General features: G+C 69.4%; 27 protein-coding genes. 18 read left to right on the top strand and 9 right to left on the bottom strand.

Annotation, left to right across the window (positions count from 1 at the left end; genetic code table 11):
* Positions 1 to 268: 268 nt before the first annotated feature.
* From ACIQCZ_RS03360 to ACIQCZ_RS03335, 6 genes are all read left to right on the top strand, one after another.
* Positions 269 to 769, top strand: coding sequence for a 2-oxo-4-hydroxy-4-carboxy-5-ureidoimidazoline decarboxylase (locus tag ACIQCZ_RS03360; RefSeq protein ID WP_402279184.1), 501 nt, complete (start codon positions 269 to 271; stop codon positions 767 to 769).
* 368 nt (positions 770 to 1137) lie between these two features.
* The gene (gene sdhC / locus ACIQCZ_RS03355; RefSeq protein ID WP_072486591.1) at positions 1138 to 1518 is read left to right on the top strand and encodes a succinate dehydrogenase, cytochrome b556 subunit; all 381 of its coding nucleotides are present in this window, start codon (positions 1138 to 1140) and stop codon (positions 1516 to 1518) included.
* Positions 1519 to 1523: 5 nt separating this feature from the next.
* Entirely contained in the window at positions 1524 to 2000 is a 477-nt protein-coding gene (locus ACIQCZ_RS03350; RefSeq protein ID WP_351074396.1) for a succinate dehydrogenase hydrophobic membrane anchor subunit, read from the top strand.
* Positions 2001 to 2030: 30 nt separating this feature from the next.
* Complete coding sequence (gene sdhA / locus ACIQCZ_RS03345; protein WP_402279180.1) at positions 2031 to 3785, top strand: succinate dehydrogenase flavoprotein subunit; 1755 nt, start codon at positions 2031 to 2033, stop codon at positions 3783 to 3785.
* Positions 3785 to 4543, top strand: a complete 759-nt coding sequence (locus ACIQCZ_RS03340; protein ID WP_402279177.1) for a succinate dehydrogenase iron-sulfur subunit — start codon at positions 3785 to 3787, stop codon at positions 4541 to 4543. Before sdhA ends, ACIQCZ_RS03340 begins: the two co-directional genes overlap by 1 nt.
* 181 nt (positions 4544 to 4724) lie before the next feature.
* The gene (locus ACIQCZ_RS03335) at positions 4725 to 5315 is read left to right on the top strand and encodes a hypothetical protein (protein ID WP_402279174.1); all 591 of its coding nucleotides are present in this window, start codon (positions 4725 to 4727) and stop codon (positions 5313 to 5315) included.
* A 297-nt stretch (positions 5316 to 5612) separates the two neighbouring features.
* Here ACIQCZ_RS03335 and ACIQCZ_RS03330 read toward each other — a convergent pair whose 3' ends face one another.
* The gene (locus ACIQCZ_RS03330; protein ID WP_402279172.1) at positions 5613 to 6122 is read right to left on the bottom strand and encodes a MarR family winged helix-turn-helix transcriptional regulator; all 510 of its coding nucleotides are present in this window, start codon (positions 6120 to 6122) and stop codon (positions 5613 to 5615) included.
* An 88-nt stretch (positions 6123 to 6210) separates the two neighbouring features.
* Here ACIQCZ_RS03330 and ACIQCZ_RS03325 point away from each other — a divergent pair, with 88 nt between their 5' ends.
* From ACIQCZ_RS03325 to ACIQCZ_RS03310, 4 genes are all read left to right on the top strand, one after another.
* Entirely contained in the window at positions 6211 to 7437 is a 1227-nt protein-coding gene (locus tag ACIQCZ_RS03325) for an MFS transporter (protein WP_402279170.1), read from the top strand.
* A 67-nt stretch (positions 7438 to 7504) separates the two neighbouring features.
* Positions 7505 to 7936 (top strand): hypothetical protein, encoded by a 432-nt coding sequence (locus tag ACIQCZ_RS03320; RefSeq protein WP_402279167.1) that lies wholly within the window; start codon positions 7505 to 7507, stop codon positions 7934 to 7936.
* A gap of 7 nt (positions 7937 to 7943) precedes the next feature.
* Entirely contained in the window at positions 7944 to 8381 is a 438-nt protein-coding gene (locus tag ACIQCZ_RS03315) for a thiol-disulfide oxidoreductase DCC family protein (protein WP_402279165.1), read from the top strand.
* 25 nt (positions 8382 to 8406) lie between these two features.
* The gene (locus tag ACIQCZ_RS03310) at positions 8407 to 9117 is read left to right on the top strand and encodes a TetR family transcriptional regulator (RefSeq protein ID WP_402279162.1); all 711 of its coding nucleotides are present in this window, start codon (positions 8407 to 8409) and stop codon (positions 9115 to 9117) included.
* An 85-nt stretch (positions 9118 to 9202) separates the two neighbouring features.
* On the opposite strand, the gene ACIQCZ_RS03305 is transcribed toward ACIQCZ_RS03310, so the two are convergent.
* The 3 genes from ACIQCZ_RS03305 to ACIQCZ_RS03295 form a co-directional block, all read right to left on the bottom strand.
* Positions 9203 to 10759: an ABC transporter substrate-binding protein gene (locus tag ACIQCZ_RS03305; RefSeq protein WP_402279160.1), complete on the bottom strand. Its 1557-nt coding sequence runs from the start codon at positions 10757 to 10759 to the stop codon at positions 9203 to 9205.
* 188 nt (positions 10760 to 10947) lie between these two features.
* Positions 10948 to 12312, bottom strand: a complete 1365-nt coding sequence (locus ACIQCZ_RS03300) for a metallophosphoesterase (protein ID WP_402279158.1) — start codon at positions 12310 to 12312, stop codon at positions 10948 to 10950.
* 30 nt (positions 12313 to 12342) lie between these two features.
* Complete coding sequence (locus ACIQCZ_RS03295) at positions 12343 to 12588, bottom strand: SCO4848 family membrane protein (protein WP_351074418.1); 246 nt, start codon at positions 12586 to 12588, stop codon at positions 12343 to 12345.
* On the opposite strand from ACIQCZ_RS03295, the gene ACIQCZ_RS03290 reads away from it, so the two are divergent.
* On the top strand, positions 12527 to 13978 hold the full coding sequence (locus ACIQCZ_RS03290) for a D-alanyl-D-alanine carboxypeptidase (RefSeq protein ID WP_402279156.1): 1452 nt from the start codon (positions 12527 to 12529) through the stop codon (positions 13976 to 13978). The genes ACIQCZ_RS03295 and ACIQCZ_RS03290 overlap by 62 nt on opposite strands.
* Here the strand turns inward: ACIQCZ_RS03290 and ACIQCZ_RS03285 are convergent.
* The gene (locus ACIQCZ_RS03285; protein WP_402279154.1) at positions 13926 to 14855 is read right to left on the bottom strand and encodes a YihY/virulence factor BrkB family protein; all 930 of its coding nucleotides are present in this window, start codon (positions 14853 to 14855) and stop codon (positions 13926 to 13928) included. The genes ACIQCZ_RS03290 and ACIQCZ_RS03285 overlap by 53 nt on opposite strands.
* 141 nt (positions 14856 to 14996) lie before the next feature.
* On the opposite strand from ACIQCZ_RS03285, the gene ACIQCZ_RS03280 reads away from it, so the two are divergent.
* Together ACIQCZ_RS03280 and ACIQCZ_RS03275 are read left to right on the top strand one after the other, a co-directional pair.
* Positions 14997 to 16346 carry an FAD-binding protein gene (locus tag ACIQCZ_RS03280; protein ID WP_402279151.1) on the top strand — a complete coding sequence of 450 codons (1350 nt, stop codon included), beginning with the start codon at positions 14997 to 14999 and terminating at the stop codon, positions 16344 to 16346.
* A 149-nt stretch (positions 16347 to 16495) separates the two neighbouring features.
* Positions 16496 to 17296 (top strand): decaprenylphospho-beta-D-erythro-pentofuranosid-2-ulose 2-reductase, encoded by an 801-nt coding sequence (locus ACIQCZ_RS03275; protein ID WP_402279148.1) that lies wholly within the window; start codon positions 16496 to 16498, stop codon positions 17294 to 17296.
* A gap of 64 nt (positions 17297 to 17360) precedes the next feature.
* Here the strand turns inward: ACIQCZ_RS03275 and ACIQCZ_RS03270 are convergent, their stop codons facing one another.
* Together ACIQCZ_RS03270 and trpS are read right to left on the bottom strand one after the other, a co-directional pair.
* Entirely contained in the window at positions 17361 to 17951 is a 591-nt protein-coding gene (locus ACIQCZ_RS03270; protein ID WP_402279146.1) for a 2'-5' RNA ligase family protein, read from the bottom strand.
* A gap of 112 nt (positions 17952 to 18063) precedes the next feature.
* Positions 18064 to 19077 carry a tryptophan--tRNA ligase gene (gene trpS, locus ACIQCZ_RS03265; protein WP_402279143.1) on the bottom strand — a complete coding sequence of 338 codons (1014 nt, stop codon included), beginning with the start codon at positions 19075 to 19077 and terminating at the stop codon, positions 18064 to 18066.
* 226 nt (positions 19078 to 19303) lie between these two features.
* Between trpS and rocD the strand changes: the two genes are divergently transcribed.
* Complete coding sequence (rocD, locus tag ACIQCZ_RS03260; RefSeq protein WP_402279141.1) at positions 19304 to 20509, top strand: ornithine--oxo-acid transaminase; 1206 nt, start codon at positions 19304 to 19306, stop codon at positions 20507 to 20509.
* A gap of 31 nt (positions 20510 to 20540) precedes the next feature.
* On the opposite strand, the gene ACIQCZ_RS03255 is transcribed toward rocD, so the two are convergent.
* On the bottom strand, positions 20541 to 21746 hold the full coding sequence (locus ACIQCZ_RS03255; RefSeq protein WP_402279139.1) for a glutathionylspermidine synthase family protein: 1206 nt from the start codon (positions 21744 to 21746) through the stop codon (positions 20541 to 20543).
* Between the two features lie 6 nt (positions 21747 to 21752).
* Positions 21753 to 22055: a hypothetical protein gene (locus ACIQCZ_RS03250; protein WP_402279136.1), complete on the bottom strand. Its 303-nt coding sequence runs from the start codon at positions 22053 to 22055 to the stop codon at positions 21753 to 21755.
* A 213-nt stretch (positions 22056 to 22268) separates the two neighbouring features.
* On the opposite strand from ACIQCZ_RS03250, the gene ACIQCZ_RS03245 reads away from it, so the two are divergent.
* The 4 genes from ACIQCZ_RS03245 to ACIQCZ_RS03230 all read left to right on the top strand — a co-directional run bounded on the left by ACIQCZ_RS03245 (position 22269) and on the right by ACIQCZ_RS03230 (position 25967).
* The gene (locus ACIQCZ_RS03245; protein ID WP_402279133.1) at positions 22269 to 22748 is read left to right on the top strand and encodes a hypothetical protein; all 480 of its coding nucleotides are present in this window, start codon (positions 22269 to 22271) and stop codon (positions 22746 to 22748) included.
* A 19-nt stretch (positions 22749 to 22767) separates the two neighbouring features.
* A complete protein-coding gene (locus ACIQCZ_RS03240) occupies positions 22768 to 24267 on the top strand; it encodes a hypothetical protein (protein WP_402279130.1) in 1500 nt (499 codons plus the stop codon).
* 11 nt (positions 24268 to 24278) lie between these two features.
* Complete coding sequence (locus tag ACIQCZ_RS03235) at positions 24279 to 24902, top strand: hypothetical protein (RefSeq protein ID WP_402279128.1); 624 nt, start codon at positions 24279 to 24281, stop codon at positions 24900 to 24902.
* Between the two features lie 225 nt (positions 24903 to 25127).
* Entirely contained in the window at positions 25128 to 25967 is an 840-nt protein-coding gene (locus tag ACIQCZ_RS03230; protein WP_402280202.1) for a hypothetical protein, read from the top strand.
* Positions 25968 to 26294: the final 327 nt, after the last annotated feature.

The following is a 26294-nucleotide window of genomic DNA, read 5'->3' as shown; positions in this document are numbered from 1 at the left end:
GATCCCTCAAGCGTTCCGGAACTCTCCCGTCCGGGTGAAATTCGCGCATCCGTCGGACGACCGTTGCCCGGCCTCGCTAGCTTTGAGGCACATCCGTCTCTCCCTTCACCCTGTATCCGCCTGGTCTCACCCGTCCCGCCGCACCCAGGTTCACAGATGTCGTTGATTCGAGGAGCCCACGCTGTCCAGGTCCAGCGAGTCCCACGCCGGCCTCCCGAAGCGACTGCGCCGACCGGCCGCCCGGACGGCCGTACCCGTCCAGGAGCCGGTGCCGCGCAACTCCGGTCAGGTCCGGGCCGGGGCCCCTGACCCCGGCCTCGACCGCTTCAACACCGCGCCGCCCGCCGAGGCCGAGGCCGCGCTGCTGGAGTGCTTCGGAAGCCGCCGCTGGGCGCAGCGGCTGGCCGCCCACCGCCCGTACCCCGACATCGACGCGCTGCTCGCCGCCGCCGACGAGGCGGGTTACGACCTGCCCCCCGAGGACCTCGCCGAGGCGCTCTCCACCGAGGTCTCCCCCGGGCTGCACGACACCGCGCCGCACTCCGCCCATCTCGCGCTGCGGGCCGCGCACGCCGCGTACGAGTGCCGCTTCGGCCATGTCTTCGTGATCTGCCTGGACGCGTTCGAGCCCGCCGAACAGCCGGACCAGGTGCTCGCCGGAATCCGGGCCAGGCTGGGTCACGACCCCGACCAGGAGCGGGTGGTGACCGCGGAGGAGATGCGGCGACTCGCCCGGGGCCGCATCATCGGTCTGATATCGGGTTCATAACGGAATGGGCCGCTCGGCAGCGCCGAGCGGCCCGTTCCGGCTCGCTTCCAGGGCCTTTCGTTCGGATCAGGCCGGATCAGCGAGCGGGGCCCGGGGCCGTGGATCGCAAGGCGGAGGAGGGAGTCATGGCGACCGACGACAACGCGGCGAGGCGCGGTGCCGGAGCACGCGAGCCCGGCGAGATCCAAGCGAGAGGCCCTAGCCCGTCCGTGCCTGTTTGATTGCCACTTTGATCACACCAGAGGCCCCCGCGCGAACGAACCGACAAAGCGTCGCTACGATGGCCGGGGCCGGTGGACCGTACCCGGCCGGGTCAGACCGACAGTCAAGCCGGCCGGCCCCAATCCCCGCTCCCGGAGGGTTCTTCCGTGCCGGCTGGAACGCTGTACCGCGGCCGGGAAGGCATGTGGTCCTGGGTGGCTCATCGAGTCACCGGTGTCCTCATTTTCTTCTTCCTGTTCGTACACGTCCTGGACACCGCTCTCGTCCGCGTCTCCCCCGAGGCCTACGACGACGTCGTGGCCACGTACAAGACGCCGATCGTCGCGCTCCTCGAATACGGCCTGGTGGCCGCCATTCTCTTCCACGCGCTGAACGGTCTCCGCATCGTCGCCGTGGACTTCTGGGCCAAGGGTCCGCGCTACCAGAAGCAGATGCTCTGGTCCGTCGTGGGGATCTGGGTCGTGCTCATGGTCGGGGCCCTGTACCCCGTCCTCGGCCACGCCGTACGCGAAGTCTTCGGGAGCTGAGGCCAATGTCCACCGAGTCCTCCGCCGCGATCGGGTCCGTCGAGGGCGTCAGCCTCTACGACGTCGACCACCCGGCCCCGGTCATCGAGCCGCCGCGCAAGCGGACCGGCAAGACCCCCAAGGCTTCGCGCACCAACTTCGAGATGTACGCCTGGCTCTTCATGCGCCTGTCGGGCATCGTCCTGGTCGTCCTGGTCATCGGCCACCTGCTGATCCAGCTGGTGCTGGACGGCGGCGTCTCCAAGATCGGCTTCGCCTTCGTGGCGGGCCGCTGGGCCTCGCCGTTCTGGCAGCTCTGGGACCTGGCGATGCTGTGGCTGGCCATGCTGCACGGCGCCAACGGCCTCCGTACGGTCATCAACGACTACGCCGAGCGGGAGAACACCCGCTTCTGGCTGAAGATGCTGCTGTACACCGCCACGGTGTTCACCGTCCTGCTGGGCACGCTGGTGATCTTCACCTTCGACCCGAACATCCGCTAGGGCGCCGGGCCAGAGGGACCAGAGGAAATCATGCAGATCCACAAGTACGACACCGTCATCGTCGGCGCCGGCGGCGCCGGTATGCGCGCGGCGATCGAGTCCACCAAGCGCAGCCGTACCGCCGTGCTCACGAAGCTGTACCCGACCCGCTCCCACACGGGCGCCGCGCAGGGCGGCATGGCCGCCGCGCTCGCCAACGTGGAGGAGGACAACTGGGAGTGGCACACCTTCGACACGATCAAGGGCGGCGACTACCTGGTCGACCAGGACGCCGCCGAGATCCTGGCGAAGGAGGCCATCGACTCCGTTCTCGACCTGGAGAAGATGGGCCTGCCGTTCAACCGCACGCCCGAGGGCCGTATCGACCAGCGTCGCTTCGGCGGCCACAGCCGTAACCACGGCGAGGCCCCGGTCCGCCGGTCCTGCTACGCCTCGGACCGCACCGGCCACATGATCCTCCAGACGCTGTACCAGAACTGCGTCAAGGAGGGCGTGGAGTTCTTCAACGAGTTCTACGTCCTGGACCTCCTGCTCCAGGAGGTCGACGGAGTCAAGAAGTCGGCGGGCGTCGTCGCGTACGAGCTGGCGACCGGCGAGATCCACGTCTTCCAGGCGAAGTCGATCATCTTCGCCTCCGGCGGCACCGGCAAGTTCTTCAAGGTGACGTCGAACGCGCACACCCTGACCGGTGACGGCCAGGCCGCCGCCTGGCGCCGCGGCCTGCCGCTGGAGGACATGGAGTTCTTCCAGTTCCACCCGACGGGCATCTGGCGCATGGGCATCCTGCTGACGGAGGGCGCCCGCGGTGAGGGCGGCATCCTCCGCAACAAGGACGGCGAGCGCTTCATGGAGAAGTACGCGCCCGTCATGAAGGACCTCGCGTCCCGCGACGTCGTGTCCCGCTCCATCTACACGGAGATCCGTGAGGGCCGCGGCTGCGGTCCCGAGGGCGACCACGTCTACCTCGACCTCACGCACCTGCCGCCGGAGCAGCTCGACGCCAAGCTCCCGGACATCACCGAGTTCGCGCGCACGTACCTCGGCATCGAGCCCTACACGGACCCGATCCCGATCCAGCCGACCGCGCACTACGCCATGGGCGGCATCCCGACCAACGTCGAGGGCGAGGTGCTGGCCGACAACACCACCGTCGTCCCGGGCCTGTACGCCGCCGGCGAGGTCGCGTGCGTCTCCGTGCACGGCGCCAACCGCCTGGGCACCAACTCGCTGCTCGACATCAACGTCTTCGGACGTCGCGCCGGCATCGGTGCCGCCGAGTACTCCGCGAAGCACGACTTCGTCGAGCTTCCCGAGAACCCGGCGCAGCTGGTCGAGGAGCAGATCGAGCGGCTGCGCAACTCGACGGGCGACGAGCGGGTCGCCGCGATCCGCCTGGAGCTGCAGGAGTGCATGGACGCCAATGTGATGGTGTTCCGCACCGAGCAGACCATCAAGACGGCCGTCGACAAGATCGCCGAGCTGCGCAGGCGCTACCTCAACGTGTCCATCCAGGACAAGGGCAAGCGGTTCAACACGGACCTTCTGGAGGCCATCGAGCTGGGCAACCTGCTCGACCTGGCCGAGGTCATGGCGACCTCCGCGCTGGCCCGCAAGGAGTCCCGCGGCGGTCACTACCGCGAGGACTTCCCGAACCGCGACGACGTCAACTTCATGCGCCACACCATGGCGTACCGCGAGGTCTCGGCCGACGGCACCGAGTCGATCCGGCTCGACTACAAGCCGGTCGTCCAGACCCGCTACCAGCCGATGGAGCGTAAGTACTGATGGCAACCCCGACTCTGGACAAGGTCGAGACGCAGTCCGCCGCCTCGCCGTACATCACGGCCACCTTCCGGATCCGCCGCTTCAACCCCGAGGTCTCCGACGAGGCCCAGTGGCAGGACTTCCAGATCGAGATCGACCCGAAGGAGCGTGTGCTCGACGCCCTTCACAAGATCAAGTGGGACATCGACGGCACGCTGACGTTCCGCCGCTCCTGCGCGCACGGCATCTGCGGGTCCGACGCGATGCGGATCAACGGCAAGAACAGGCTCGCCTGCAAGACGCTGATCAAGGACATCAACCCGGAAAAGCCGATCACGATCGAGGCCATCAAGGGCCTCACGGTCCTCAAGGACCTCGTGGTCGACATGGACCCGTTCTTCCAGGCGTACCGCGACGTCATGCCCTTCCTCATCACCAAGGGGAACGAGCCGACCCGCGAGCGTCTGCAGTCCGCCGAGGACCGCGAGCGCTTCGACGACACCACCAAGTGCATCCTGTGCGCCGCGTGCACGTCCTCGTGCCCGGTGTTCTGGAACGACGGCCAGTACTTCGGCCCGGCGGCCATCGTCAACGCGCACCGCTTCATCTTCGACTCGCGCGACGAGGGCGGCGAGCAGCGCCTGGAGATCCTCAACGACCGTGACGGTGTGTGGCGTTGCCGCACCACCTTCAACTGCACGGACGCCTGCCCGCGTGGCATCGAGGTCACCAAGGCGATCCAGGAGGTCAAGCGGGCGCTGATCACGCGTCGCTTCTGACCGCCACCGGCACACCGGTCGCATTCCGGGCCCCGTTTTCCGCATGAACATTGCGGGAAGCGGGGCCTCTTGCTGCGCCGTCCGGGTCCGGACGGTACGGTCGTGCGGGACCGGACACCGGCTCGCCGCCTCCGGAGCAGCAAGGCACGGGGCGCACAGGCTTGATCGAAAGCGGGGAACGTTGAGCGATCCGAATCCGTACGCGGACGACTCATACAAGTGGGGGCCTCCCCAGCAGCCGGGCAATCCGCCCACCGTCGCGGACGGCCAGGGCCAGGGGCAGTCCGCGCCGGCCTACGGCTACCCGCAGCAGCTGCCCGACTCCGCGGCCCGGCCCGGCCCCGGCTACGGCTATCCCCCGGAGCAGGGACCGGCCATGCCCGGTTACGGCTATCCGCAGCAGCCGGGGATGCCGCCCGGCGCCGGCGGTGCGCCGATGCTGACGTTCGGTGACATCACCGTGATGAACGACCAGATCGTGACGCCGGCCGGAACGATGCCGCTCAAGGGCGCGGTCTGGACGGCCACGGACCTGTCGCGCACCGAGGAGAGGATCCCGACGGTGGCGATCGTCCTGGCGATCGTCTTCGCGCTGCTCTGCCTGGTCGGTCTGCTCTTCCTCCTGATGAAGGAGAAGAAGACGACCGGCTTCATCCAGGTCTCGGTGACCAGCGGTGGCAGGCACCACTCGACGATGATCCCGGCGCTGGGCCCGGAGACCTTCCAGATGGTCATGGCACAGATCAACACCGCCCGCTCGATGAGCATCTGACGGGTACGGGGCCTCCGTTCCCGACACCGGGAAGCCGGAGGCCACGGTCGTACGGGGGCGGCGGCGGCCGGAAGGGGGCTGAGCGCCGGACGGCTCAGAGCCTGTCGGGTGACCTCGGACCGGACGGCGGACGCGGTCCGGTGCATGCGGTTTTGAGGCGGAGGAGGGAGTCGGACGGGGTCTCCCCCGCTCGAACGCGGCTGAGAGCTCGGGGAAGGAGCGTCGGCGACCGACGACAACGCGGGAGGCGCGCGTGCCAGGGCGTGGCCGCCCGGCCGGAGGCCACCCGACAGACCCTCAGTCCCAGGCGGCGTCGCCCCGGTCCTCGGCGACCACCATGATGCGCCGCAGCATGTCGTTCAGCAGCGTGCGCTCGTCCTTGTCGAGGACGCCGAGCAGCCGGTACTCCTCGTGCCCGAGGACGTCCATCGCACCGAGCCAGGTCGATCGGCCCTCGTCGGTGAGTTCGACGTCGACCCTTCGGCGGTCGGTGGTGGAGGGCGTACGGCGGACGAAGCCGCGCCGTTCGAGCGCGTCCAGCCGACCGGTGACGGAGGCGGGCGCGAGGTCGAGGTCGGCGGCGAGTTCGGAGGGCGCCGCCGTCCCGCCGCGTCCGGCCAGCTTGTGGAGCGTGTCGAACTCCTGACGGTCCAGATCGAAGTCGACCAGGGACTGTTCGCGTACCCGGCGCAGATGGACGGAGAGCTTCTTCATCCGGGTCACCGCGCCCTCGACATCGGGATCGAGGTCGGGAAGGACGGGCTTCCAGCGCTCCACATGTCCGTCGGTCCAGTCGCGTCGCTCCATAGGGAAAGCCTACGCCCGAGCTCCAACTTCCCTTCGGAACAAGATATTTCGTTGACGAATAATTCGACATCGAAATACATTCTCGCGCATGCCGCATCCTCTGCGCACGCGCGCCTTCCGCCTGCTCTTCATCGGACGCACCCTCTCCCTCCTCGGCGACGCCGCCATCCCCACCGCCCTCTCCCTGGCCGTCTACCTGGCCACCGGCTCGACCGGGGCGCTCGCGCTGGTGCTGGGCTGCGCGATGGTCCCCAAGCTGCTCCTGCTGCCCCTGGGGGGCGTCGTCGGTGACCGCTTCAACGCCCGGACCGTGGCGCTCACCACCGATCTCGTACGGTGCGCGACCCAGCTGTTCGTCGGCGCGGAGCTGCTCGGCGGCTCCCCCGCGCTCTGGCAGATCGCGGTCGCCGAGGCGATCGGCGGCGCCGCCGGCGCGTTCGCGATGCCGACCGTGTCCCCGCTGATCCGCGGCACCGTGCCGGAATCGGGGCTGCTGCGAGCCAATTCACTGATGGCCGTGGTCAACAGCGCGACCCGGCTCGGCGGTCCGGCCCTCGCCGGAGCCCTGATCCTGACCGCGGGGCCCGGCTGGGCCTTCGTCCTGGACGGCGCGAGCTTCGCGGTGAGCGCGGCACTGCTGTCCGCCATGAAGGTACGGCACATACCCATCCCCCGACGCTCCCTGATCAGCGATCTCAAGGAGGGCTGGAGCGAGGTGCGGGGCCGCGACTGGTACTGGACGAGCCTGATCGCCCACGCCGTCTGGAACGGCGCGGCGGCGGTCCTGATGACCGTGGGCCCGGCCCTCTTCGTCCACGAGCTGGGCGGCAAGGGCGTCTGGGTCGCCCTGCTCCAGACCGGCGCGGCCGGCCTGCTCCTCGGCTCCCTGCTGGCCGGCCGGGCCCGCCCCCGTCGCCCGGTCCTGATCGCCAACCTGGGCCTCGCCACGTACGCCCTCCCGCTCGGCCTCCTCGCCGTCCACGCGCCCGCCGCCGTGACCATCGCCGCGTACGGCGTCGCCCAGGCGGGCCTCGGCTTCCTCAACCCGGTCTGGGAGACCGCGGTCCAGTCCGCCGTGCCCGCACAGACCCTGGCCCGCGTGACCTCCTACGACTGGCTGCTCTCGCTCGGCGCGATGCCGCTCGGCTACACGCTCGCCCCGCTCGCCGCCTCGGCCTGGGGCGCCGAAGTACCGCTGGCCGTCGCCGCGGCGGCGGTCGGCGCGGCCTGTCTGGCGACGGCGGCGGTACCGGGCGTGCGACGCCTCGGGGCGCCCGGCAGAACGGCGGAGCACACCGTCGAAATGGCGACTTGAACATGTTCAAATATGGGTCTACTGTCCATGACAACAGCTTTTGAACGCGTTCAAGGGAGGGTGGGGCATGGACCTCACTGTTGTCGCGTACGTCATCTACCTGCTGATCAGCGTGGCGCTCACCGTCTGGGTCGCGCGCACGCTCAGCCACAACGGCAAAGTGTTCCTCGCCGACGTACTGCACGGGAACGAGAAGCTCGCCGATGCCGTCAACCACCTGCTGGTGGTCGGCTTCTACCTGGTGAACCTGGGCTTCGTCACGCTCTATCTGAGGAACGACGACAAGGTCGCCGACGCCCGCGGACTCTTCGAGGCACTCTCGGTGAAGCTCGGCGTCGTCCTGCTCGTCCTCGGCGTGCTGCACCTCGGCAATGTCTATGTGCTCAACAAGATCCGCCGTCGAGGTCTGATGGAGCGTGAGCAGACCCCGCCCGTCGCGCCGCAGGGCTGGACGGGACCGGGCGACGGTCCGTGGGCCGCGCCCGCCGCCAAGGCCTGAGCGCGCCGTGACCGCCGAAGCGGGCGGGCGGCGGCTCCCCGTCCACGGCCTCACGGTGCTGTACGACGCGCGGTGCCCGCTCTGCCTCCATCTGCGCCAGTGGCTGATGAAGCAGCCTCAGCTCGTCCCGCTCGACCTCGTCCCGGCGGCCTCCGAGGAGGCGCGCCGCCGCTTCCCCGGGCTCGACCACGCCGGAACGCTCGACGAGATCACGGTGATCGGCGACCGGGGGCAGATCTACCGCGGGACCTCCGCCTGGATCGTCTGCCTCTGGGCACTGGCCGAACACCGGCCCAGGTCCCACTGGCTGACCACCCCGGCGGGCCGCCCCTTCGCACGGGCCACCGTTCTCGCCGCCGCGAAGTACCGTTCGCTGACCGCGCCGCCGTGCGGCGACGGGGACGGCGTCTGCACCGCGGGTACGGTCCCCGGGCCCGAGGACTGACGGGGGCGCCGATACCCTCAGGGCTGTGGTGAAGGAAGCGAAGGACGTGAAGGAAGTAAAGGCTCCCAAGAGCGAGCAGACCCGCACACTCATCCTCGAGACCGCGCTCCGTCTCTTCCAGGAACGCGGCTACGACAAGACGACGATGCGGGCCATCGCCCAGGAGGCCGGCGTCTCCGTCGGCAACGCCTACTACTACTTCACGAACAAGGAACACCTCGTCCAGGGCTTCTACGACCGGCTCGCCGCCGAGCACGAAGCAGCGGTGCAGCCGGTCCTGGACGGTGACAAGGACCTCGCGGTGCGGATGCGCGGGGTCCTGCTCACATGGCTGGACGTGGCGGAGCCGTACCACCGCTTCGCCGCCCAGTTCTTCAAGAACGCCGCCGACCCGGAGAGTCCGCTCAGCCCGTTCTCGGCGGATTCGGTCGCCGCCCGCGAGGCGGCGATCTCCATCCAGCGGCGCTGCCTGGCCGGCTCCGACACCAAGGCCGACCCCGAACTCGCCGAACTGTTGCCGCAGTTGATGTGGCTGATACAGATGGGCCTGGTGCTGTACTGGGTGTACGACCGGACGGAGCACACCGAACGCAGCCGCCGTCTGGTCGAGCGCTCCGCCCCGATCGCCGCCCGCGCCATCGCGCTCTCCCGGTTCCGGGTGCTGCGCCCGCTGGTGCGACAGATTCACGAGGTGCTGGAGGAGTTCCTGCCCGGCGCCGCGAAGCGCCGGGCCTGAACGAACGGGGGCGGCCGCCCGGCGGCGCCGGGACCGACCGCCCCCAAGTCCTGTCGTACGGGCCAGGGCCCGGCACGGCGGGCCGTCAGATCCGTCCCAGCTCCCACAGCCGCCAGATGCCGGTGCCGTCCGAGAGGTACTGCGAGCCGGAGACATCGGTCTTGCTGACGACGTAGTCCTTCTTCTGCCACAGCGGCACGAGCGGCACGTCCTCGCCGACCAGCGCCTGGAGCTCCTTGAAGTCCGTCGAGGTACGGCCGCGGTCGCTGTACTGCAGCGTGGCGCTGATCAGGGAGTCCATCTTCTTGCTGGAGTAGCCGTTGTGGAGGCTGTTGTCGCTGCCGACCAGTGGCTGGCTGAAGGTGTCGGGGTCCGGGTAGTCGGGGAGCCAGCCGACGGTGTACGCGTCGTACTTGCCGGCCGCGTACTCCTTCTGGAACTGCTGCCAGTCGACGGCCTTGACCGACACCTTGAACAGCCCGTCCGCCTCCAACTGGCGGCGCAGCTCCTCGGTCTCCTTCTCGTAGGCCTCGTCGCCGCCGCGGTAGCCGAAGGTGATCGCCAGCGGCGTCTGCACACCGGCCTCCTGCATCAGCTTCTTGGCACGCGCCCGGTCGGGTGCGGGGTAGGCGTCGAAGAACGGCGTGCTGTGCCCGATGTAGCCCTGCGGGATCAGCGAGTAGAGCGGTTCGACCGTGCCCTTGTAGATGTCGGTCACCAGCGGCGCGCGGTCGACGATCGACGCGATGGCCTGCCGGACCTTCTTGTTCGCGAGCGGGGAGCCGTCACGGACGTTGAAGACGAGGTTGCGGATCTCGGCGCTGTCCGCCTCCGTGACGCGCAGGTCGGGGTCGCCGGGGTTGAGCTCGGCGAGCGTGGCCGGCGGCAGCTGGCGGTGCGTCACATCGATCTGTCCGGACTTCCAGGCGGCCAGCAGCGCGTCCGACTCCTTGAAGTAGCGCACCGTGACCGGGACACCGGTCTTCTTCAGCGCACCCTTGTACCGGGGGTTGGGAACCAGCTCGGCGCTGGCGTCCGCCCGGTACGACTTCAGGAGGTACGGCCCCGAGCCGTCGACCGTGTTCCCGGTCCGGAGCTTGTTCGGCGGGTACGACTCGCGGTCGACGATCGACCCGGCGCCCGTGGCGAGCTTCTGCGGGAAGGTCGCGTCGCGCGAGGAGAGGTTGAAGGTGATGGTGCGGCCGTCGGCCACCACGTTCTTGAGGCTCGGGAACAGGACCCACGGACCGACATCCGTCTTGATCTTGATCATCCGCTCGATGGAGTACTTGACATCCTGGGCGGTGATCTTGCGTCCGTTGGAGAAGGACAGGTCGTCACGCAGCTTGCACTGGTACGTCTGGAGCTTCTGGCCGATGAACCCGCAGCTCTCGGCGGCGTCGGGCTCGGGGACGGTCGCCCCGGACTTGAACGTCATGAGGGACTGGTAGATGTTGCTGTACATCGCCCAGGAACCGGCGTCGTACGCCCCCGCCGGGTCGAGCGAGGTGACCTCGTCCGTGGTACCGACCGCGATCGGGTCCTTGTTCACCTCGTTCGAGGGGAGCAGCTGCCAGGCTCCGACGCCTGCGATGACCAAAACCGCGAGAACCGCGAGAATCCGTACCCGGACCGACCGCATTGACGTGCTCTCCCTTTACCAGCCCCACCTCGGTGTTGTGCTCAGATCCGCACATCACCGCATGCTCGCGATCAGCCAATCACACGACTTTCACATCTGGAAGACCAAAACTGTGACTCATAGCCTTTTGTTCGGCACTTGAAACCTTCGTGTTTCCAGAGGGTCTGTAACCAGCCATCGACGGAGGGTCAGACCTGCAGGGAGGCGAGCTCCACGACGGTGATGTCGGAGGGCGCACCGACCCGGACCGGCGGCCCCCAGGCGCCCGCGCCCCGCGAGACGTACAACTGGGTGTCGCCGTAGCGGTCGAGTCCGGCGACCGTGGGATTGGCCAGTTCCGCGACGAGGTTGCCCGGCCAGAGCTGACCGCCGTGGGTGTGGCCGGAGAGCTGGAGGTCCACACCGTGGGCGACGGCCTCATGGATGACGACGGGCTGGTGGGCGAGGAGGACCGCGGCCCTGGTCCGGTCCCGGTCGCCGAGCGCGGCCCCGAAGTCGGGCCCCTGCCCCTCGCTCTCCCCGGCGATGTCGTTGACACCCGCGAGATCGAATCCATCGATCTCGACCCGGGCGTTCTCCAGGGGGTGAAGCCCCAATTCTCTGACCTGATCGATCCATTGGGCGGCACCGGAGTAGTACTCGTGATTCCCGGTGACGAAGTAGCTTCCCCGGCGGGCGCTCAGCCGCGCGAGCGGCTCCGCGGCCGGACCGAGGTCCGCGACGGTTCCGTCGACGAGATCGCCCACGACGGCGACCAGATCCGGCTGGGTCCGGTTGATCGTGTCGACGATCCGTCGGGTGTGGGCGCGGCCGAGGATCGGGCCGAGGTGGATGTCGCTGACGACGGCGATCCGGAAGCCGTGCGCGGAACGGGGCAGCTTGGCGAGCGGCACGGTGATCCGCTCGACCCGCGGCCCGCGCAGCACGCCGTACATGCCGTGGCCGACCGTGCCGAGCCCCGCGACGGCGGCGGCGCCCCCGACGGCCCGCGCGACGAACAGCCGCCGCGTGGGGTCGGCGGGGCGGGACGGGGCGGAGGTGGCGGGAGAGGCGGGGGCGACGAGGGTGTCCGCGGTGATGGTGGCCCCGGCGTTCTCCGCGGTGGCGGCGCCGGTGGTCGTGGCGGACTCGGTGGTACCGGTGGTGCCGGTGGTCCCGGCGGCCTCGGTGATACCGGTGGTCCCGGGTGCGGGCGGCTGTGTCGCCGTGGCCCCGTCCGGCCCGCTCGCACGGTGTGCGAGCACGCGTCGCAGTACCGGCCGTACCGCCTCGCCCACCAGCAGCGCGAGCGTCAGATAGAGCAGCGCGGCGAGCCACAGGTATCCCGGCCAGGCCAGCGTCCGCTGGAGCCAGAAGGGCGCACCCGCGCGGCCGGAGACCAGGGCGCCGACGCTCAGCAGCGGCAGGAGGTACGCGGCCACCGTGCCGACGGTGCGCAGGGCGCTGCCCTCGGTCGTCGTGTCACCGACGAAACGGCGCCACAGGTAGCGGTGCACGCCGACGAGCAGGGCGAGCACCACGACCGCCGTCAGTGCGATCTGGACCACTGCCACTCGCGCTCCCCCCGTCCGCCGTACGGCCTGTCACGCATGCTCTCGGCGCAGAGCCCTGACTCCACGGAACCCGATCACACCAACTGCCGTCCCCAGAAGAAAGGAAGTGATGGCGAGCAGCAGATGCACCCAGAAGTACGTGGTCGGGTCACCCGCGTCGTCGAAGGCGAGTCCGCTGCCGTCCTTCCACAGGTTCTTGACGAAAGTGATCCAGATGAACCAGCTCCACACCCCGAAGGCGAGCAGGAACCAGGAGACGGGGCGGCTGAGCTTCATGGTCTCAGTATCTCCGCCGCGCTCCGGCGAAGTCGCCCGGGGTGGGCCGACCCGGCGGTACGCACGGCGGGTCAGGCCGTCCGCGCCCCTGTTCATATCTTCACCCTGTACGTTTCCGATCGTGCCTGCTCTGAAGAAGATCGCATTGACGGTCACCTCTGCCGCCTTGTTGTCCGCTTTTGTCGCCGGTCCGGCATCGGCGGCCGGCAAGGACACCTCCGACAACCGGCCGAAGCCACCCGCCGGCATGTCCCGGGTCGGCGGCGAGCTGCTGGGCCGGACGGGCACGCAGGTCAAGCTGGGGGCAGGCGCCCCGGTACTGCCCAAGAAGCTCACGGGCAGATCCTGGATCGTCGCGGACGCGGAGAGCGGCCAGGTGCTCGCCTCGCACAACGCACACTGGCGGCTGCCCCCCGCCTCCACCCTGAAGATGCTCTTCGCGGACACCGTGATGCCCTCGCTCCAGCCGAAGACCCGGACGTACACGGTGCAGGACGAGGACCTCGCCGGTGTCGGCGAGGGCAGCAGTCTCGTCGGCGTCAAGGAGCACCTCAGCTACACGGTCCACGATCTGTGGCTCGGGGTGTTCCTGCGCTCGGGCAACGACGCGGTGCACGTGCTGTCCTCGATGTACGGCGGCGTCCCCAAGACCGTCGCCGCCATGCAGGCCCACGCCGAGGAGTTGCAGGCACTCGACACGCACGTGGTGTCGCCCGACGGATACGACGCGCCCGATCAGGTCTCCAGCGCGTACGACCTGACGCTTTTCGCCCGCAGCGGCCTGCAGAAGGCGGACTTCCGGGAGTACTGCTCGACGGCCGAGGCCGAGTTCCCCGGCGCGAAGAAGAAGAACGGGAAGCGCGAGAGCTTCGGGATCCAGAACACCAACCGGCTGCTCACCGGTGCGGACGGCGTCGCCCCGTACAAGGGCATCGCCGGCGTCAAGAACGGCTACACCACGCACGCGGGCAACACCTTCACCGGTGTCGCCGAACGCGACGGACGGGTGTTGCTGGTCACCGTCATGAACCCGTCGTCCGAGGAGCCCCACGCCGTCTACAAGGAGGCGGCCAGCCTCCTCGACTGGGGATTCGACGCGAGCGGCAAGGTGACTCCGGTCGGCGAGCTGGTCCCGCCGAAGTCCGCCGACACCAAGGACGAGAGCGGGACCGGAAGCGGCAAGGGCCCCACGTCGGACACCGGGGAGGGCGAGGGCAGGAACGGCTCCTCGCACGCCGCCAGGACCGCAGCCGCGGGCGGGGGCGGCGGGGGCATGGGGATCGCGCTGGGGATCGCGGGAGGTGTCGTGGTGCTGCTGGCCGGCGGCGCGTTCCTGATCAACCGGCGCTGGCCGCTGCCGGACCTGGTGCGCCGCCTCCCTCGCCGCTGACGGGCGCGGCGTCCTTCTCGGTGCCCCTGCCGCTCCGCGTCGCCGTCCAGGCGGCGCAGAACAGCAGCAGTTTCGCGGTGAAGTTGATCCACAGCAGCAGCGCGACCGGCACCCCGAAGGCGCCGTACATGCTCTTCGAGGCGACGCTCCTCATGTAGCTGCCGAGCAGCAGCTTGAGCAGTTCGAAGCCGACCGCGCCGATCACCGCGGCGACCAGCAGCCTGCGCCGCGGCGGCTCGACCCCGGGCAGCAGCGTCAGCAGATAGAGCAGCAGCAGGAAGTCGGCGAGGGCCGCCACGACCAGAGCGGCCACCTGCAGCACCACACCGCCCGCGCCGCGGTCCGAGATGTCCAGCAGACCGGCGGTCCAGCCGACGGCGACGGAGCCGGCCGAGGAGACGGCGAGAGTCGCGAGCGCCGCCCCGCCGAGGCCGAGGAGCAGCACGACGTCCTTGAGCTTACGGATGACCGGATTGCCCAGGTCCACGTCGTCCATGCCCCACACGGCGCGCAGGCAGCCCCGCATCGCGCCGATCCAGCCGATGCCGGTGAAGAGCAGAAACGCACCGGCGACGAGCCCGACCGTGCCCGCGTGCGCCACCAGATCGCCGATGCCGAGCTGGTCTGAGATGCCCGGCACCTGCTCGGCGATCTGCTTCTCGATCCTGTGCAGCTGCTCGGCCGAGAGCAGCGAGGCACCGACCGCCGCGCCGACCGCGATCAGCGGGAAGAGCGCCAGGAAGCTGATGAAGGTGATCGCGGCAGCGAGCCTGCTCCAGTGGACCCGTTCCAGCGTCTCGTACGAGCGCCAGGTGTGCGTCATCATCAGCCGCGAGACGATCGGCCCGATGACAGGGAGGTTTTTCAGCCAGTCCATGACGTACGACTACCCTCCCGGGAACGGAAAACCGGCTCCCCCTTGGCTGCCGTACGAGCCGACACTCCCTCAATCACCCATACCAGTGACTGTTGTAACAAATACCTCGAAAGGGTTTTCTCGGGCGATACGGTCACCACCATGTCTGTCGACACCGTGTCCCTGACCGGCTGGGGCCGCACCGCCCCGACGACCGCGCTGCGCTTCCGCCCCCGTTCGTACGAGGAGGCGGCGGCCACCGTGCGCGGCTGCGGACCCCGCGGGTCCATCGCCCGGGGCCTCGGCCGAGCCCACGGCGACGCCGCGCAGAACGCCGGCGGTTCCGTCCTCGACATGACCGCGCTGAACCGGATCCGCACCATCGACGCCGGGTCCGGCCTGGTGGTCTGCGACGCCGGGGTCAGCCTGCACCGGCTGATGGAGGTGCTGCTGCCGCTCGGCTGGTTCGTCCCCGTCACACCGGCCACGCGCTATGTCACCGTGGGCGGCGCGATCGGCGCCGACATCCACGGCCACAACCACCACTTCTCCGGCTCCTTCTCCCGGCATGTCCAGGAGCTGGAGCTGCTGACCGCCGACGGCGGGATCCGCACCGTCCGGCCCGGCACCGGTCTCTTCGACGCGACCACGGGCGGGCTGGGGCTGACGGGGGTGATCCTCTCGGCCACGCTCCGGCTGCACCGCGTCACCAGTTCCTGGATGTCGGTCGACACCGAACGGACCGTCGACCTCGACGACCTGCTGGCCAGGCTCTCCGCCGGGGACCACCGCTACCGCTACTCGGCCGCCTGGATCGATCTCCTCGCCCGCGGCCGGGCGACGGGGCGCTCCGTACTCACCCGCGGGGAGCACCTGCCTCAGTACGCGCTCCCCGCGCGCGCCCGGCGCACACCGCTCGCGTTCCGCCCGGGACAACGGCCCGCCGCACCCGCGCTCGTACCCCAGGGCCTGCTCGGCCGTACCTCCATCGCCCTCTTCAACGAGCTCCGGTACCGCACCGCCCCCACGTATCGCATCGGGGAACCACAGAGACTCTCCGCCTTCTTCCACCCCCTGGACGGCCTGCCGCACTGGAACCGTGTCCATGGCCGCGGCGGGTTCGTGCGGTACCAGTTCGTCGTCGGACACGGACAGGAGGAGGCGCTGAGCCGGATCGTGCGCCGGATCTCCCAGCGGCGCTGCCCTTCGCTCCTCGCCGTGCTCAAGCGGTTCGGCGGGGGCGACCCGGGCTGGCTGTCGTTCCCGATGCCCGGCTGGACGCTCGCCCTCGACCTGCCCGCCGCCCTGCCCGGCCTGGCCGGGTTCCTGGACTCGCTGGACGAGGAGGTGGCGGGGGCCGGCGGCCGGGTCTGTCTGGCGAAGGACTCCCGGCTGCGTCCGGAGATGCTGGCCGCGATGTATCCACGACTGGCCGAATTCCGTTCCCTGCGAGCCGAGTTGGATCCGAACGGAGCGTTCCGCTCGGACCTCTCGCGCCGCCTGTCGCTCTGACCGCCGGCCACCGCCGCCACGCCGCACCACGCGGCACCACGCCGACTTCCGCCCGCTCGCCCGCCCGTCCGCCCGTCCGCCCGCTCGCCCGCCCGTCCGCCCGCCCGTCCGCCCGCTCGCTCGTCCGCTCGTCCGCAAGGAGTGTTTCCGTGAAGGACGCCTTCGGTGCCCCGCAGTCCCTGCTCGTCCTCGGCGGCACGTCGAAGATCGCTCTCGCCACCGCGCGGCGGCTGATCGCCGGCCGTACCCGCACGGTCCGGCTGGCCGGCCGTCCCTCCCCCGCCCTCGACCGGGCCGCCGCCGAGCTGCGCGCACACGGCGCGGACGTGCGTACGGTCGACTTCGACGCCCTCGACCCCGAGTCCCACGAGACCGTCCTCGGAAAGGTCTTCGCCGAGGGCGACATCGACGTGGTGCTTCTCGCCTTCGGCATCGCGGGGGACCAGGAGCGCGACGAGGAGGAGCCGCTCTCCGCGGTCCGGGTCACCCGGACCAACTACACCGGGGCGGTCTCCGCCGGGCTGGTGTGCGCCGGCGCGCTGCAGGCGCAGGGGCACGGTTCGCTGGTGGTGCTGTCCTCGGTGGCGGGCGAGCGCGTCCGCCGCGCCGATTTCATCTACGGGTCCAGCAAGGCGGGCCTGGACGCGTTCGCGCAGGGGCTCGGGGACGCGCTGCACGGCACGGGGGTGCATGTGATGGTCGTACGCCCCGGCGTCGTACGTCCGAAGGCAGCGGCAGGGACCGCGGCGCCGCGGCTCACCGCGACACGGTTCGCCGAGGCGCCGCTGGAGGCCTCGCCTCTCACGACGACCCCGGACGCGGTCGCGACGGCGATCGTGACGGGGCTGCGGCGGCGCTCGGAGACGGTGTGGGTGCCGGGGTCGCTACGGATGGTGATGTCGGCACTGCGGCACGTGCCGCGCCCGCTGTTCCGGCGCCTTCCGGTCTGAGCGGGGGCGGGCGGCCACCGGGGCCTCGGGGGTGAGGCCTCGGAGCCTGTCACCCGACAGGTTCTCAGGGGTGCAGCGAGGGCTCGTCCACGGAGGAGCCGCCCTGGGCGGGCACGGCGGGCGCGCCGCCCCCGGCGCCGAACGGGAACTCGTTGATCTTGCGCCAGACGCTGTCCTGGCCCTGCTCGTAGAGCGCGAAGGAGTCGCAGGTCCAGGCGGCCTCGTAGTCTCCGAGCTCCTCGTACGCCCGGTCCATGGCCGACTCGGCGATGGCGTGCGCCACGGTCACATGCGGGTGGTACGGGAACTGGAGCTCGCGCACCAGGGGCCCGGAGGCGTCCCTGATCCGCTTCTGCAGCCATGAGCAGGCCGAGGCCCCCTCGACGACCTGGACGAAGACGACCGGCGAGAGGGGACGGAAGGTCCCCGTGCCGGACAGCCGCATCGGGAAGGAGTGGCCGCCGGTGGCGACCTGGGCGAGATGCGCCTCGATCGCGGGCAGACAAGCCGCCTCGGCCTCGGTCGGCGGAAGGAGGGTGACGTGGGTGGGAATGCCGTACGCGGCAGGATCCCCGAAGCTCGCGCGCCGCTCCTGGAGCAGGCTGCCGTAGGGCTCCGGGACCGCGATCGAAACGCCGAGCGTTACGGTCCCCACATCGGTCTCCTCAATCCTCGACGGTGGATGGCCGATTTTCGGCCATCCACCGGGTCAACATCCCATCGCCAGTGTGACGCCTGCGGTCGCGAAACCGCCAGGGTCCTTGGACTCAGTGCTTCGCGGGCAGAAAGCCCATCCGGTCGTACGTCCGGGCCAGGGTCTCGGCCGCCACGGCACGGGCCTTCTCCGCGCCCTTGGCGAGGATCGAGTCCAGCGTCTCCGGGTCGTCCAGGTATTCCTGGGTGCGGGTGCGGAACGGTGTGACGAACTCGACCATGACCTCGGCGAGGTCGGTCTTGAGCGCACCGTAGCCCTTGCCCTCGTACTTCTGCTCCAGATCCGCGATCGCGGTGTCGGTCAGCGTGGAGTAGATGGTCAGGAGGTTGCTGACACCGGGCTTCTCGGCCCGGTCGAAGCGGATGACCGTGTCCGTGTCGGTGACCGCGCTCTTGACCTTCTTGGCGGTGGCCTTCGGCTCGTCGAGGAGGTTGATCAGGCCCTTCGGCGTGGCCGCCGACTTGCTCATCTTCGACGACGGGTCCTGAAGGTCGTAGATCTTCGCCGTCTCCTTGAGGATGTACGGGTCCGGCATGGTGAACGTGTCGCCGTAGGTGCTGTTGAACCGCTCGGCGAGGTTACGGGTGAGCTCCAGGTGCTGGCGCTGGTCCTCGCCGACCGGGACCTGGTCGGCCTGGTACAGCAGGATGTCGGCGACCATCAGCATCGGGTACGTGAAGAGACCCACCGTGGTGCGGTCGGCACCCTGCTTGGCGGACTTGTCCTTGAACTGCGTCATGCGGGACGCCTCGCCGAAGCCGGTGAGGCAGTTCATGATCCAGCCGAGCTGGGCGTGCTCCGGGACGTGGCTCTGGACGAAGAGCGTGCAGCGCTCCGGGTCGAGACCGGCGGCGAGAAGCTGGGCGACGGCGAGCCGGGTGTTCGCGCGCAGCTCCGCGGGGTCCTGCGGAACGGTGATCGCATGCAGGTCCACGACCATGTAGAAGGCGTCGTGGGATTCCTGCAGCGCCACCCACTGGCGGACCGCACCGAGGTAGTTGCCGAGGTGGAACGAGCCTGCGGTGGGCTGGATTCCGGAGAGCACGCGGGGGCGTTCAGAGGCCATGGGGCCATTGTCTCAGGTACGGAACCGATCTCCGGCAGCCGGTACGGAAGGTGCGCGGCACCGGTGCGGCCCCGGGGCGCACGCCGTCGCGAATGAGACGAGGAGCACACTCCGGTCCGTCGAGGGACGGGCGCGCCGTGAATCGAAGGTTTCCTCACCGGGGTTCCGACCGACGATACAAAGTGGGCACCACCCCCGCCCACGCCGCACGACGAACGGAGATCCCGTGTCGACCACGGAAAATGCCATCGCCTCCGCCGAGGCGCACAGCGCGCACAACTACCATCCGCTGCCCGTCGTCGTCGCCTCGGCGGACGGAGCCTGGATGACCGATGTCGAGGGCCGCCGCTACCTCGACATGCTCGCCGGATACTCGGCGCTCAACTTCGGTCACGGCAACCGGCGGCTGCTCGACGCGGCCAGGGCTCAGCTGGAGCGGGTGACGCTCACCTCGCGGGCCTTCTACCACGACCGGTTCGCCGACTTCTGTACCCGGCTCGCCGATCTGTGCGGCATGGAGTCGGTGCTGCCGATGAACACCGGGGCCGAGGCCGTGGAGACCGCGGTGAAGACCGCCCGCAAGTGGGGCTACCGGGTGAAGGGCGTCCCGGACGGCATGGCGAAGATCATCGTCGCCGCGAACAACTTCCACGGCCGGACGACGACGATCATCAGCTTCTCGACGGACCATGAGGCGCGGGAGGACTTCGGTCCGTACACGCCGGGGTTCGAGATCGTGCCGTACGGGGATCTGAGCGCGCTCGGGGAGGCGATGACCGAGAACACCGTGGCGGTGCTGCTGGAGCCGATCCAGGGCGAGGCCGGGGTGCTGGTGCCGCCGCCCGGCTACCTTCCCGGGGTGCGTGAACTCACCCGCGAGCGGAACGTGCTGTTCATCGCGGACGAGATCCAGTCGGGCCTGGGGCGGACCGGGAAGACCTTCGCCTGCGAGCACGAGGGTGTCGTACCGGACATGTACGTGCTCGGCAAGGCGCTGGGCGGTGGCGTGGTGCCGGTGTCGGCGGTGGTCTCCTCGCAGGACGTGCTCGGGGTGTACCGGCCCGGTGAGCACGGCTCGACGTTCGGCGGGAATCCGCTTGCCTGCGCGGTCGCGCTGGAGGTCATCGCGATGCTCCGGACCGGCGAATTCCAGCAGCGGGCGACCGAGTTGGGCGAGCACCTCCATCAGGAGCTGGGGCTGCTGGTGGGCGGGGGCGCGGTGGAGGAGGTACGCGGCCGGGGGCTGTGGGCCGGCGTCGACATCGCCCCGAGCCGCGGGACCGGCCGGGAGATCTCCGAGAAGCTGATGGACCGCCGGGTGCTGGTCAAGGACACCCATGGTTCGACGATCCGGATCGCCCCGCCGCTGGTGATCAGCAAGGAGGACCTGGACTGGGGGCTGGAGCAGCTCCGCGGCGTGCTGCGCGCCTGACGTCCCGCCGCCGACGGCTGCCGGGCCGGTGTCAGAGGATGACGTGGGGCAGGAAGCGGGCGTACTCGTCCGTGACCGGCCCCGCCGATTCGCGGATGCCGAGCCCGGCCGCCTCGTCCTCGACGACCCACGCCCCCAGCACCACGCGGTTGCCGTCGAAATCCGGCAGCGGCGCCAGCTCCTGGTAGCAGCACGGCTCGTCCCGCAGCACCGCGGGGCTTCCCGGCTCGTGGATGGTGACCCCGGCCCCCTCCCGGCCGAGCAGCGGCTTGGCGACATAGCCGGGGCCGCCGCGGCCCGTACCCGGACCCGCCGCCGCGAGTTCGCGGGGACCGTCCAGGTACGAGGGGAGCAGATTCGGGTGGCCGGGGTAGAGCTCCCAGAGGATCGCCAGCAGCGCCTTGTTGGAGAGGAGCATCTTCCAGGCGGGCTCGATCCAGCAGGTGGTGCCGGTGCCACCGCCGTTGTCGAGGGTGTCCAGCACGTGCGGCCCGAACCGGTCGGTCGCCAGCCATTCCCACGGATACAGCTTGAAACAGCTGCGGATGAAGCGGAGCCGCTCGTCCACGAACCTTCCGGCCAGCCGGTCCCAGCCGATCCGTTCGACGGAGAGCGCCTCCGTGTCGATCCCGGCCTGTTCGGCGGTCTCCCGCAGATAGGCGACCGTCATCAGGTCCTCGCCGATCTCGTCGCCCTCGGAGTGCGCGAAGTGCAGCGGTCCGGCGGGCAGCAGCGCGGCCTGCCGACTCCACGCCGCGACGAGGCGTTCATGCAGGGAGTTCCACTGGTCGGCGCCCGGGAAGCGGTCCTCCATCCAGAACCACTGAGCACTCGCGGCCTCCACCAGCGAGGTGGGGGTGTCCGCGTTGTACTCCAGCATCTTCGCCGGGCCGGTTCCGTCGTAGCACAGGTCGAACCTGCCGTACAGGGAGGGAAGTTCGTCGCGGCGATGCCAGGAATCGGCGACCAGTGAAGCCAACCGCTTGTCGGTGATGCCGAGTTCGGCGAAGCGGTCTCGCTCCACCATGTGCGCGGCGGCGGCCAGGCACATCGCGTGCAATTCCTCGACGACCTCCTCCAGCGCCTCCACCTCGGGCAGCGAGAAGGCGTAGTAGGCGCTCTCGTCCCAGTACGGGCGCAGCGAGCCGTCCGGGTGACGGGTGAGCGGGTAGACGACTCCCTGGCTCTCCACCATCTGCTGCCAGTCGGGGCGCGGCTGCGTGGTACGTCGCTCCATGGCTGTTCAGCCGCCGCCGGTGCCCGAGCAGCCGAAGCCGCCGCGCTGGACGGCCGCCTTGTCGAAGCTGCCGCCCTCCACCTTGCCGTTCTTGCTCTCGCCGCCGTAGTAGTACGAGCCGCCGCCGCTTCCGCTGCCACTACCGCTCTTGCATTTGTAAGTGGGCAGTTGCTTGTGGCTCAGCGGGTCGACGCACCGCTTGTCCGGCTCCGAGCCGCATGAGGTGATCACCGCCGCGAGCATCCCCATCCCGCCGAGCACCACCGTGCTCGACCTCAGCTTGCGTGTGACCTTCTTTCCATCGGCCATGTCTCCGCCTCCCCCGGCGTGTGAATCAAGCCAATAGGGCCGTTCGTCTCAGACTAGACGCGCCCGGTCGCGGCGAGAAGCGGGTGTCACAAGTGACGGACCGTCCGTGTGCCGCGCCCGTACCGCACGAGCCGTGCAGGCGGGAGGCAGGCAGGTCGGCACGTTCCGGCCAGTTCAGTAGTGTGACCGTCGGAACGGACCGGAGGGGGACTGGTGACGTTCGACAACGTTTGGGAACAGCTCAAGTCGGAGGTGCAGGAGCGCCATTCGGCACAGATGCGACTCAACACCGCCGGGGCCACGTCCACCGGCGGCAGAGGCGAAGCCGATCTGGTGGTGCATCAGGACGACCTGGGCGCGGTGGGCAACGAGGCGTTCCGGATCCACGGCGAGTTACGGAAGCGCTCCGACATCGCCGGTGCGGGAGTGAACAAGAGCGGAGCCGGGACGACCGCCCAGGCCGCGGCGGAGCTGCAGGCACAGAACTTCAGTGCCGGTTCGGAGTTGTACACGACAATCGAAGTCTGGACTTCGCAGGTCAACACCGTCCTGCAGATGTGCGCACACATCTCCAACCACTTGGACTTCTCGAAAAAGGCGCATGCCAAGGACGAGGAGGAAATCGCAGCCAGCCTACGACAGAGAGACGGGTCGGCGGTTCCGGTGTCGGAACTGATGAAGTACGCGAAGTGAGCGCGGGAGCGGAGAAACGATGAGCGCACTCACCTATACGGATCTGATGGAAGCGGACCTGAAGAAGCTGAGTACGGCCGCCGACGACTGGAAGCTGACCGCGGACCGTCTGGGGACATTGAAGACCGACGCCACCGACACCCTTCTGCAGATGTCGGACAAGGCGCACTGGGCGGGCGTGAACGCTGCGGTCACCAAGGAGTTCGTTCGCAAGACGGTCAAGGAGATCTCGGACCTGCACAGGGAGGCCGCGAGCATCGCCACTGTCCTCGCAGATGCGCAGACCGAACTCACGCACATCCAGAAACAGGCCAGGCAGCTGACTGCGGAGGCTCGTAAAGGAAATCCGGACCGTCAGGGGGAGCCTGATCCTGGTCTCTTGGTGATGGACGGCCCCAACGGCACAGTGAAGGTCATGGAGCCGATCTGTGACGCCGAAGGGACTTCGCAGCGGACGAAGGACCTGGTCCAATGGTACGCAGATACCCTCACGGGGCTCGTGGCCCATGCGTCGGAGGTCGACGCGGCCGTGACCCGCGCCCTGAAGAAGAGCCACGGCGGTGACCCGTACAACGCGGGGCACACGACCTACACCTCGCTGGACGAGGACCAATTGCCACGTGCCACAAGGCTGGCCTCGCTCGGTGATGACGCCAACGACGCGCAACGCGCTGAACTACGTCGTCTTTGGACATCGTTGAGCCCGCAGGCCCGTGCCGAGTTGTGGAGCAACCACAAGGATGACCTTCTGGCCGCCGGACTGCTCTCTCCGACGGTCAAGCAAATCGCCCCCGACCGTGGATCCGGCCCCTACGGCGTCGAGAAGCCAGGAGCGGAGGAGCGGCGGACTCGCGAGAAGATGAACCTGATCGCCGAGGCGGCCGACTGGAAGGGCGACAGCGATGCCGCTCGGCACATGGCGCATTACCTGGGGAACAGCGGAACGGACATGGAACTGCCCGTGGACAAGATGATGTCCGACGTCCCCGACTTCCGCGAACACATCGAGGATTCCATCAGGGAACACCAGGACGATTGGCGTGAGCAAGCGCTCGAGGAGTTCAGGAGAAATGGCGGCCGGCCAGTCTCCATACCCGTAGAGACCGCCAACAGGGACTTCTCCTTCCAGAAGGACGTGAACAACAACTGGTTCTACGCGGTCGGTTCGACCAGGTCGAATGTGACCGGAGTGGTCACGGTCGTGCCGGACGGGAACGGCGAGCCCAGGGTGGGCCTCGACTATCAGGCGAACGCGTGGGACCGCTACAACTGGGACGAGAGCAAGGGGGTGACCATCAACGCTCCGTTGGTGGGCGACATGTCGATCCCCGACGGTCAGATGGCCCGTCTCCACACCACGGGTGTCGCCCGCGAATTCGACATGGCGGGCAGCAGTTCCAGCAAGCACTACGACCTGGGCGGATCGTCCTCGAACCACGACCCGTTGCCGGAGCCGGACAAGCCCGGACGTGAGGGCGGCCGCACAGAACCGGGCCGCGAACAGCAGCAAGCGCGATAGGGATTCAACCGGTGAACCATTCCAACAAGAGTCCTATCGAGGGGCGGTCCCGGCGTCGTCGACGGCTGCCAGTCGTCATCGCGCTGGTGTTCGCCGCCTGCGCCGCCGTCGTGATCGGCGTGTTCGCCCGGGCCGTCGACGACGTGGAGTCGGACCTGTCGGACCAGGAGATGAACTGCTGCTGGGAAGAGGGAGCCACCCCCGCCTGGATGAGCGAGCAGATGGGTGTGCGTGTCCCGGAGGCGGCATCGGACCGGCGTGCGGGTTACAAGGCGGGGCAGCGCTTCGACACGGGACTGCTGTCCTTCGTCCTGCCCAGCAAGGAGGCGGAGGCATACACGGGCCGTCTTGTCCCGGAGGGCACCAGGATGATCAAGAATTTCCATCCGAAGGAGAAGGATTACCGGCCCGCCGCCGCCTTCTCCCGTCTCGGACTGGCAGAGCCGGAGACGCTCGTGCAGGGGCTGCGACACGTCAGCCTGTGCCCCGACGGCCTCGACTCCCCCGAAGGCGAGCACCTTCGGCGTTGTATCGACCTCTTCGCGCACGAGTTCAAGTCCGGCAGCACTCGGATCTATGTCCGGTCGACCATCGAACCAGCCCTGACACCACCTCCCGCGAGTCCCGGTACGTAGAAGTCCCGGTCAATGGACGTGCCGCAACACGCTGCCCTCACCGGAGTTCCCGGACCACACGGGCTCGCCGCGTTCATGACCATGTCCGGCGGACCGGAGGGCCCCTGCAGGGGGCGTGGTCGTCATTCCGGCCGGTCCGGCTGTTCATCGGCTCGAAGGGCTGTCGCCGAGAGCGGACGCGGGTGCGTCGAGCGCCCCCAGTAGAGTCCCTTCGTGCTCTTCGGGATGATCTGCGCGCTCGGCGCCGCCGTCTGCTTCGGTACGGCCTCCGTCCTCCAGGCCGTCGCCTCGCGCGCCGCCGCCGCGCCGGGGTCGGACGCGGGGGTCGATCCGGCGCTGCTGCTGCGCGCCCTGCGTCAGTGGCGCTACCTCGCCGGACTCGCCCTCGACGGCTGCGGTTTCGTCCTCCAGATCATCGCCCTGCGGTCCCTGCCGATCTACGCGGTGGGCGCCGCCCTCGCCGCGAGCCTCGCCGTGACGGCGGTGGTCGCCGCGCGGCTGCTCAAGGTGCGGCTGAGCGCGGTCGAATGGACCGCGGTCGGTGTCGTCTGTGCGGGCCTGGCCATGCTGGCCCTCTCCTCCGGCGGTGAGGGGCACGGCATTGGCCCGGCGGCGCTGCCCTGGTGGATGCTGGGGATCTCCCTGGGCATCCTGCTGATCGGCGCGTCGGCCGGGCGGCTCCCGGAACGGCCACGGGCGCTGGTCCTGGGGCTGGGCGCGGGCTGCGGTTTCGGGGTGGTCGAGGTCACCGTCCGGCTGATCGACGACGTGTCCCCGTCGGCGCTGCTCACCAACCCGGCCGCGTACGCGCTGCTGCTGGGCGGCGGTTCGGCTTTCCTGCTGCTCACCTCGGCGCTGACGCGCGGTTCGGTGACGACGGCGACGGCCGGCATGGTGCTGGGCGAGACGATCGGCCCGGCGCTGGTCGGCGTCTTCTGGCTCGGGGACCGCACCCGCGAGGGCCTCGTCTGGCTGGCGGTCGCCGGGTTCGTGGTGGCGGTGGCGGGCGCACTGGCCCTGGCCCGGTTCGGCGAGGCGCCGCAGGACACCCCCGAGGCGGTCTGAGAGCCTGTCGGGTGACCTCCGACCGGGCATCCACGCCCTGGAACACACGCCTCCCGCGACGTCGTCGGTCGCCGACGCTCCTTCCCCGAGCTCTCAGCTGCGTTCGAGCAGGGGAGACCCCATCCGACGCCCTCCTCCACCTCGGAACCGCACGCACCGGACCGCGCCCGCCATCCGATCCGAGGTCACCCGACAGGCTCTGAGCCCGCGCACCGTCCACGACCGGCGCACCGCTCCGGGCGGGCGGCCCCTGAGGGGCTGCCGCAGCGGCGGCGTCATCGTCATCGTCACGGAGGACCCCGGCTACGCCGGCCCGCTCGACGCCGC

Origin of the sequence: Streptomyces sp. NPDC093149, assembly GCF_044754145.1 — a bacterium.
In the GTDB taxonomy this organism is placed as follows: domain Bacteria; phylum Actinomycetota; class Actinomycetes; order Streptomycetales; family Streptomycetaceae; genus Streptomyces.
This window is presented reverse-complemented; position numbering and strand designations above follow the sequence as displayed.

Bases quoted from the DNA above. Each gene is read 5' to 3' on its own strand.
- ACIQCZ_RS03250 (WP_402279136.1), bottom strand. From the start codon at position 22,055: ATGGCCGATGGAAAGAAGGTCACACGCAAGCTGAGGTCGAGCACGGTG.
- ACIQCZ_RS03240 (WP_402279130.1), top strand. From the start codon at position 22,768: ATGAGCGCACTCACCTATACGGATCTGATGGAAGCGGACCTGAAGAAG.
- ACIQCZ_RS03295 (WP_351074418.1), bottom strand. From the start codon at position 12,588: ATGAAGCTCAGCCGCCCCGTCTCCTGGTTCCTGCTCGCCTTCGGGGTG.
- trpS (WP_402279143.1), bottom strand. From the start codon at position 19,077: ATGGCCTCTGAACGCCCCCGCGTGCTCTCCGGAATCCAGCCCACCGCA.
- ACIQCZ_RS03320 (WP_402279167.1), top strand. From the start codon at position 7,505: ATGGACCTCACTGTTGTCGCGTACGTCATCTACCTGCTGATCAGCGTG.
- ACIQCZ_RS03350 (WP_351074396.1), top strand. From the start codon at position 1,524: ATGTCCACCGAGTCCTCCGCCGCGATCGGGTCCGTCGAGGGCGTCAGC.
- ACIQCZ_RS03255 (WP_402279139.1), bottom strand. From the start codon at position 21,746: ATGGAGCGACGTACCACGCAGCCGCGCCCCGACTGGCAGCAGATGGTG.
- ACIQCZ_RS03285 (WP_402279154.1), bottom strand. From the start codon at position 14,855: ATGGACTGGCTGAAAAACCTCCCTGTCATCGGGCCGATCGTCTCGCGG.
- ACIQCZ_RS03325 (WP_402279170.1), top strand. From the start codon at position 6,211: ATGCCGCATCCTCTGCGCACGCGCGCCTTCCGCCTGCTCTTCATCGGA.
- ACIQCZ_RS03330 (WP_402279172.1), bottom strand. From the start codon at position 6,122: ATGGAGCGACGCGACTGGACCGACGGACATGTGGAGCGCTGGAAGCCC.
- ACIQCZ_RS03340 (WP_402279177.1), top strand. From the start codon at position 3,785: ATGGCAACCCCGACTCTGGACAAGGTCGAGACGCAGTCCGCCGCCTCG.
- sdhA (WP_402279180.1), top strand. From the start codon at position 2,031: ATGCAGATCCACAAGTACGACACCGTCATCGTCGGCGCCGGCGGCGCC.
- ACIQCZ_RS03305 (WP_402279160.1), bottom strand. From the start codon at position 10,759: ATGCGGTCGGTCCGGGTACGGATTCTCGCGGTTCTCGCGGTTTTGGTC.
- ACIQCZ_RS03280 (WP_402279151.1), top strand. From the start codon at position 14,997: ATGTCTGTCGACACCGTGTCCCTGACCGGCTGGGGCCGCACCGCCCCG.
- ACIQCZ_RS03290 (WP_402279156.1), top strand. From the start codon at position 12,527: ATGAACCAGCTCCACACCCCGAAGGCGAGCAGGAACCAGGAGACGGGG.
- ACIQCZ_RS03230 (WP_402280202.1), top strand. From the start codon at position 25,128: ATGATCTGCGCGCTCGGCGCCGCCGTCTGCTTCGGTACGGCCTCCGTC.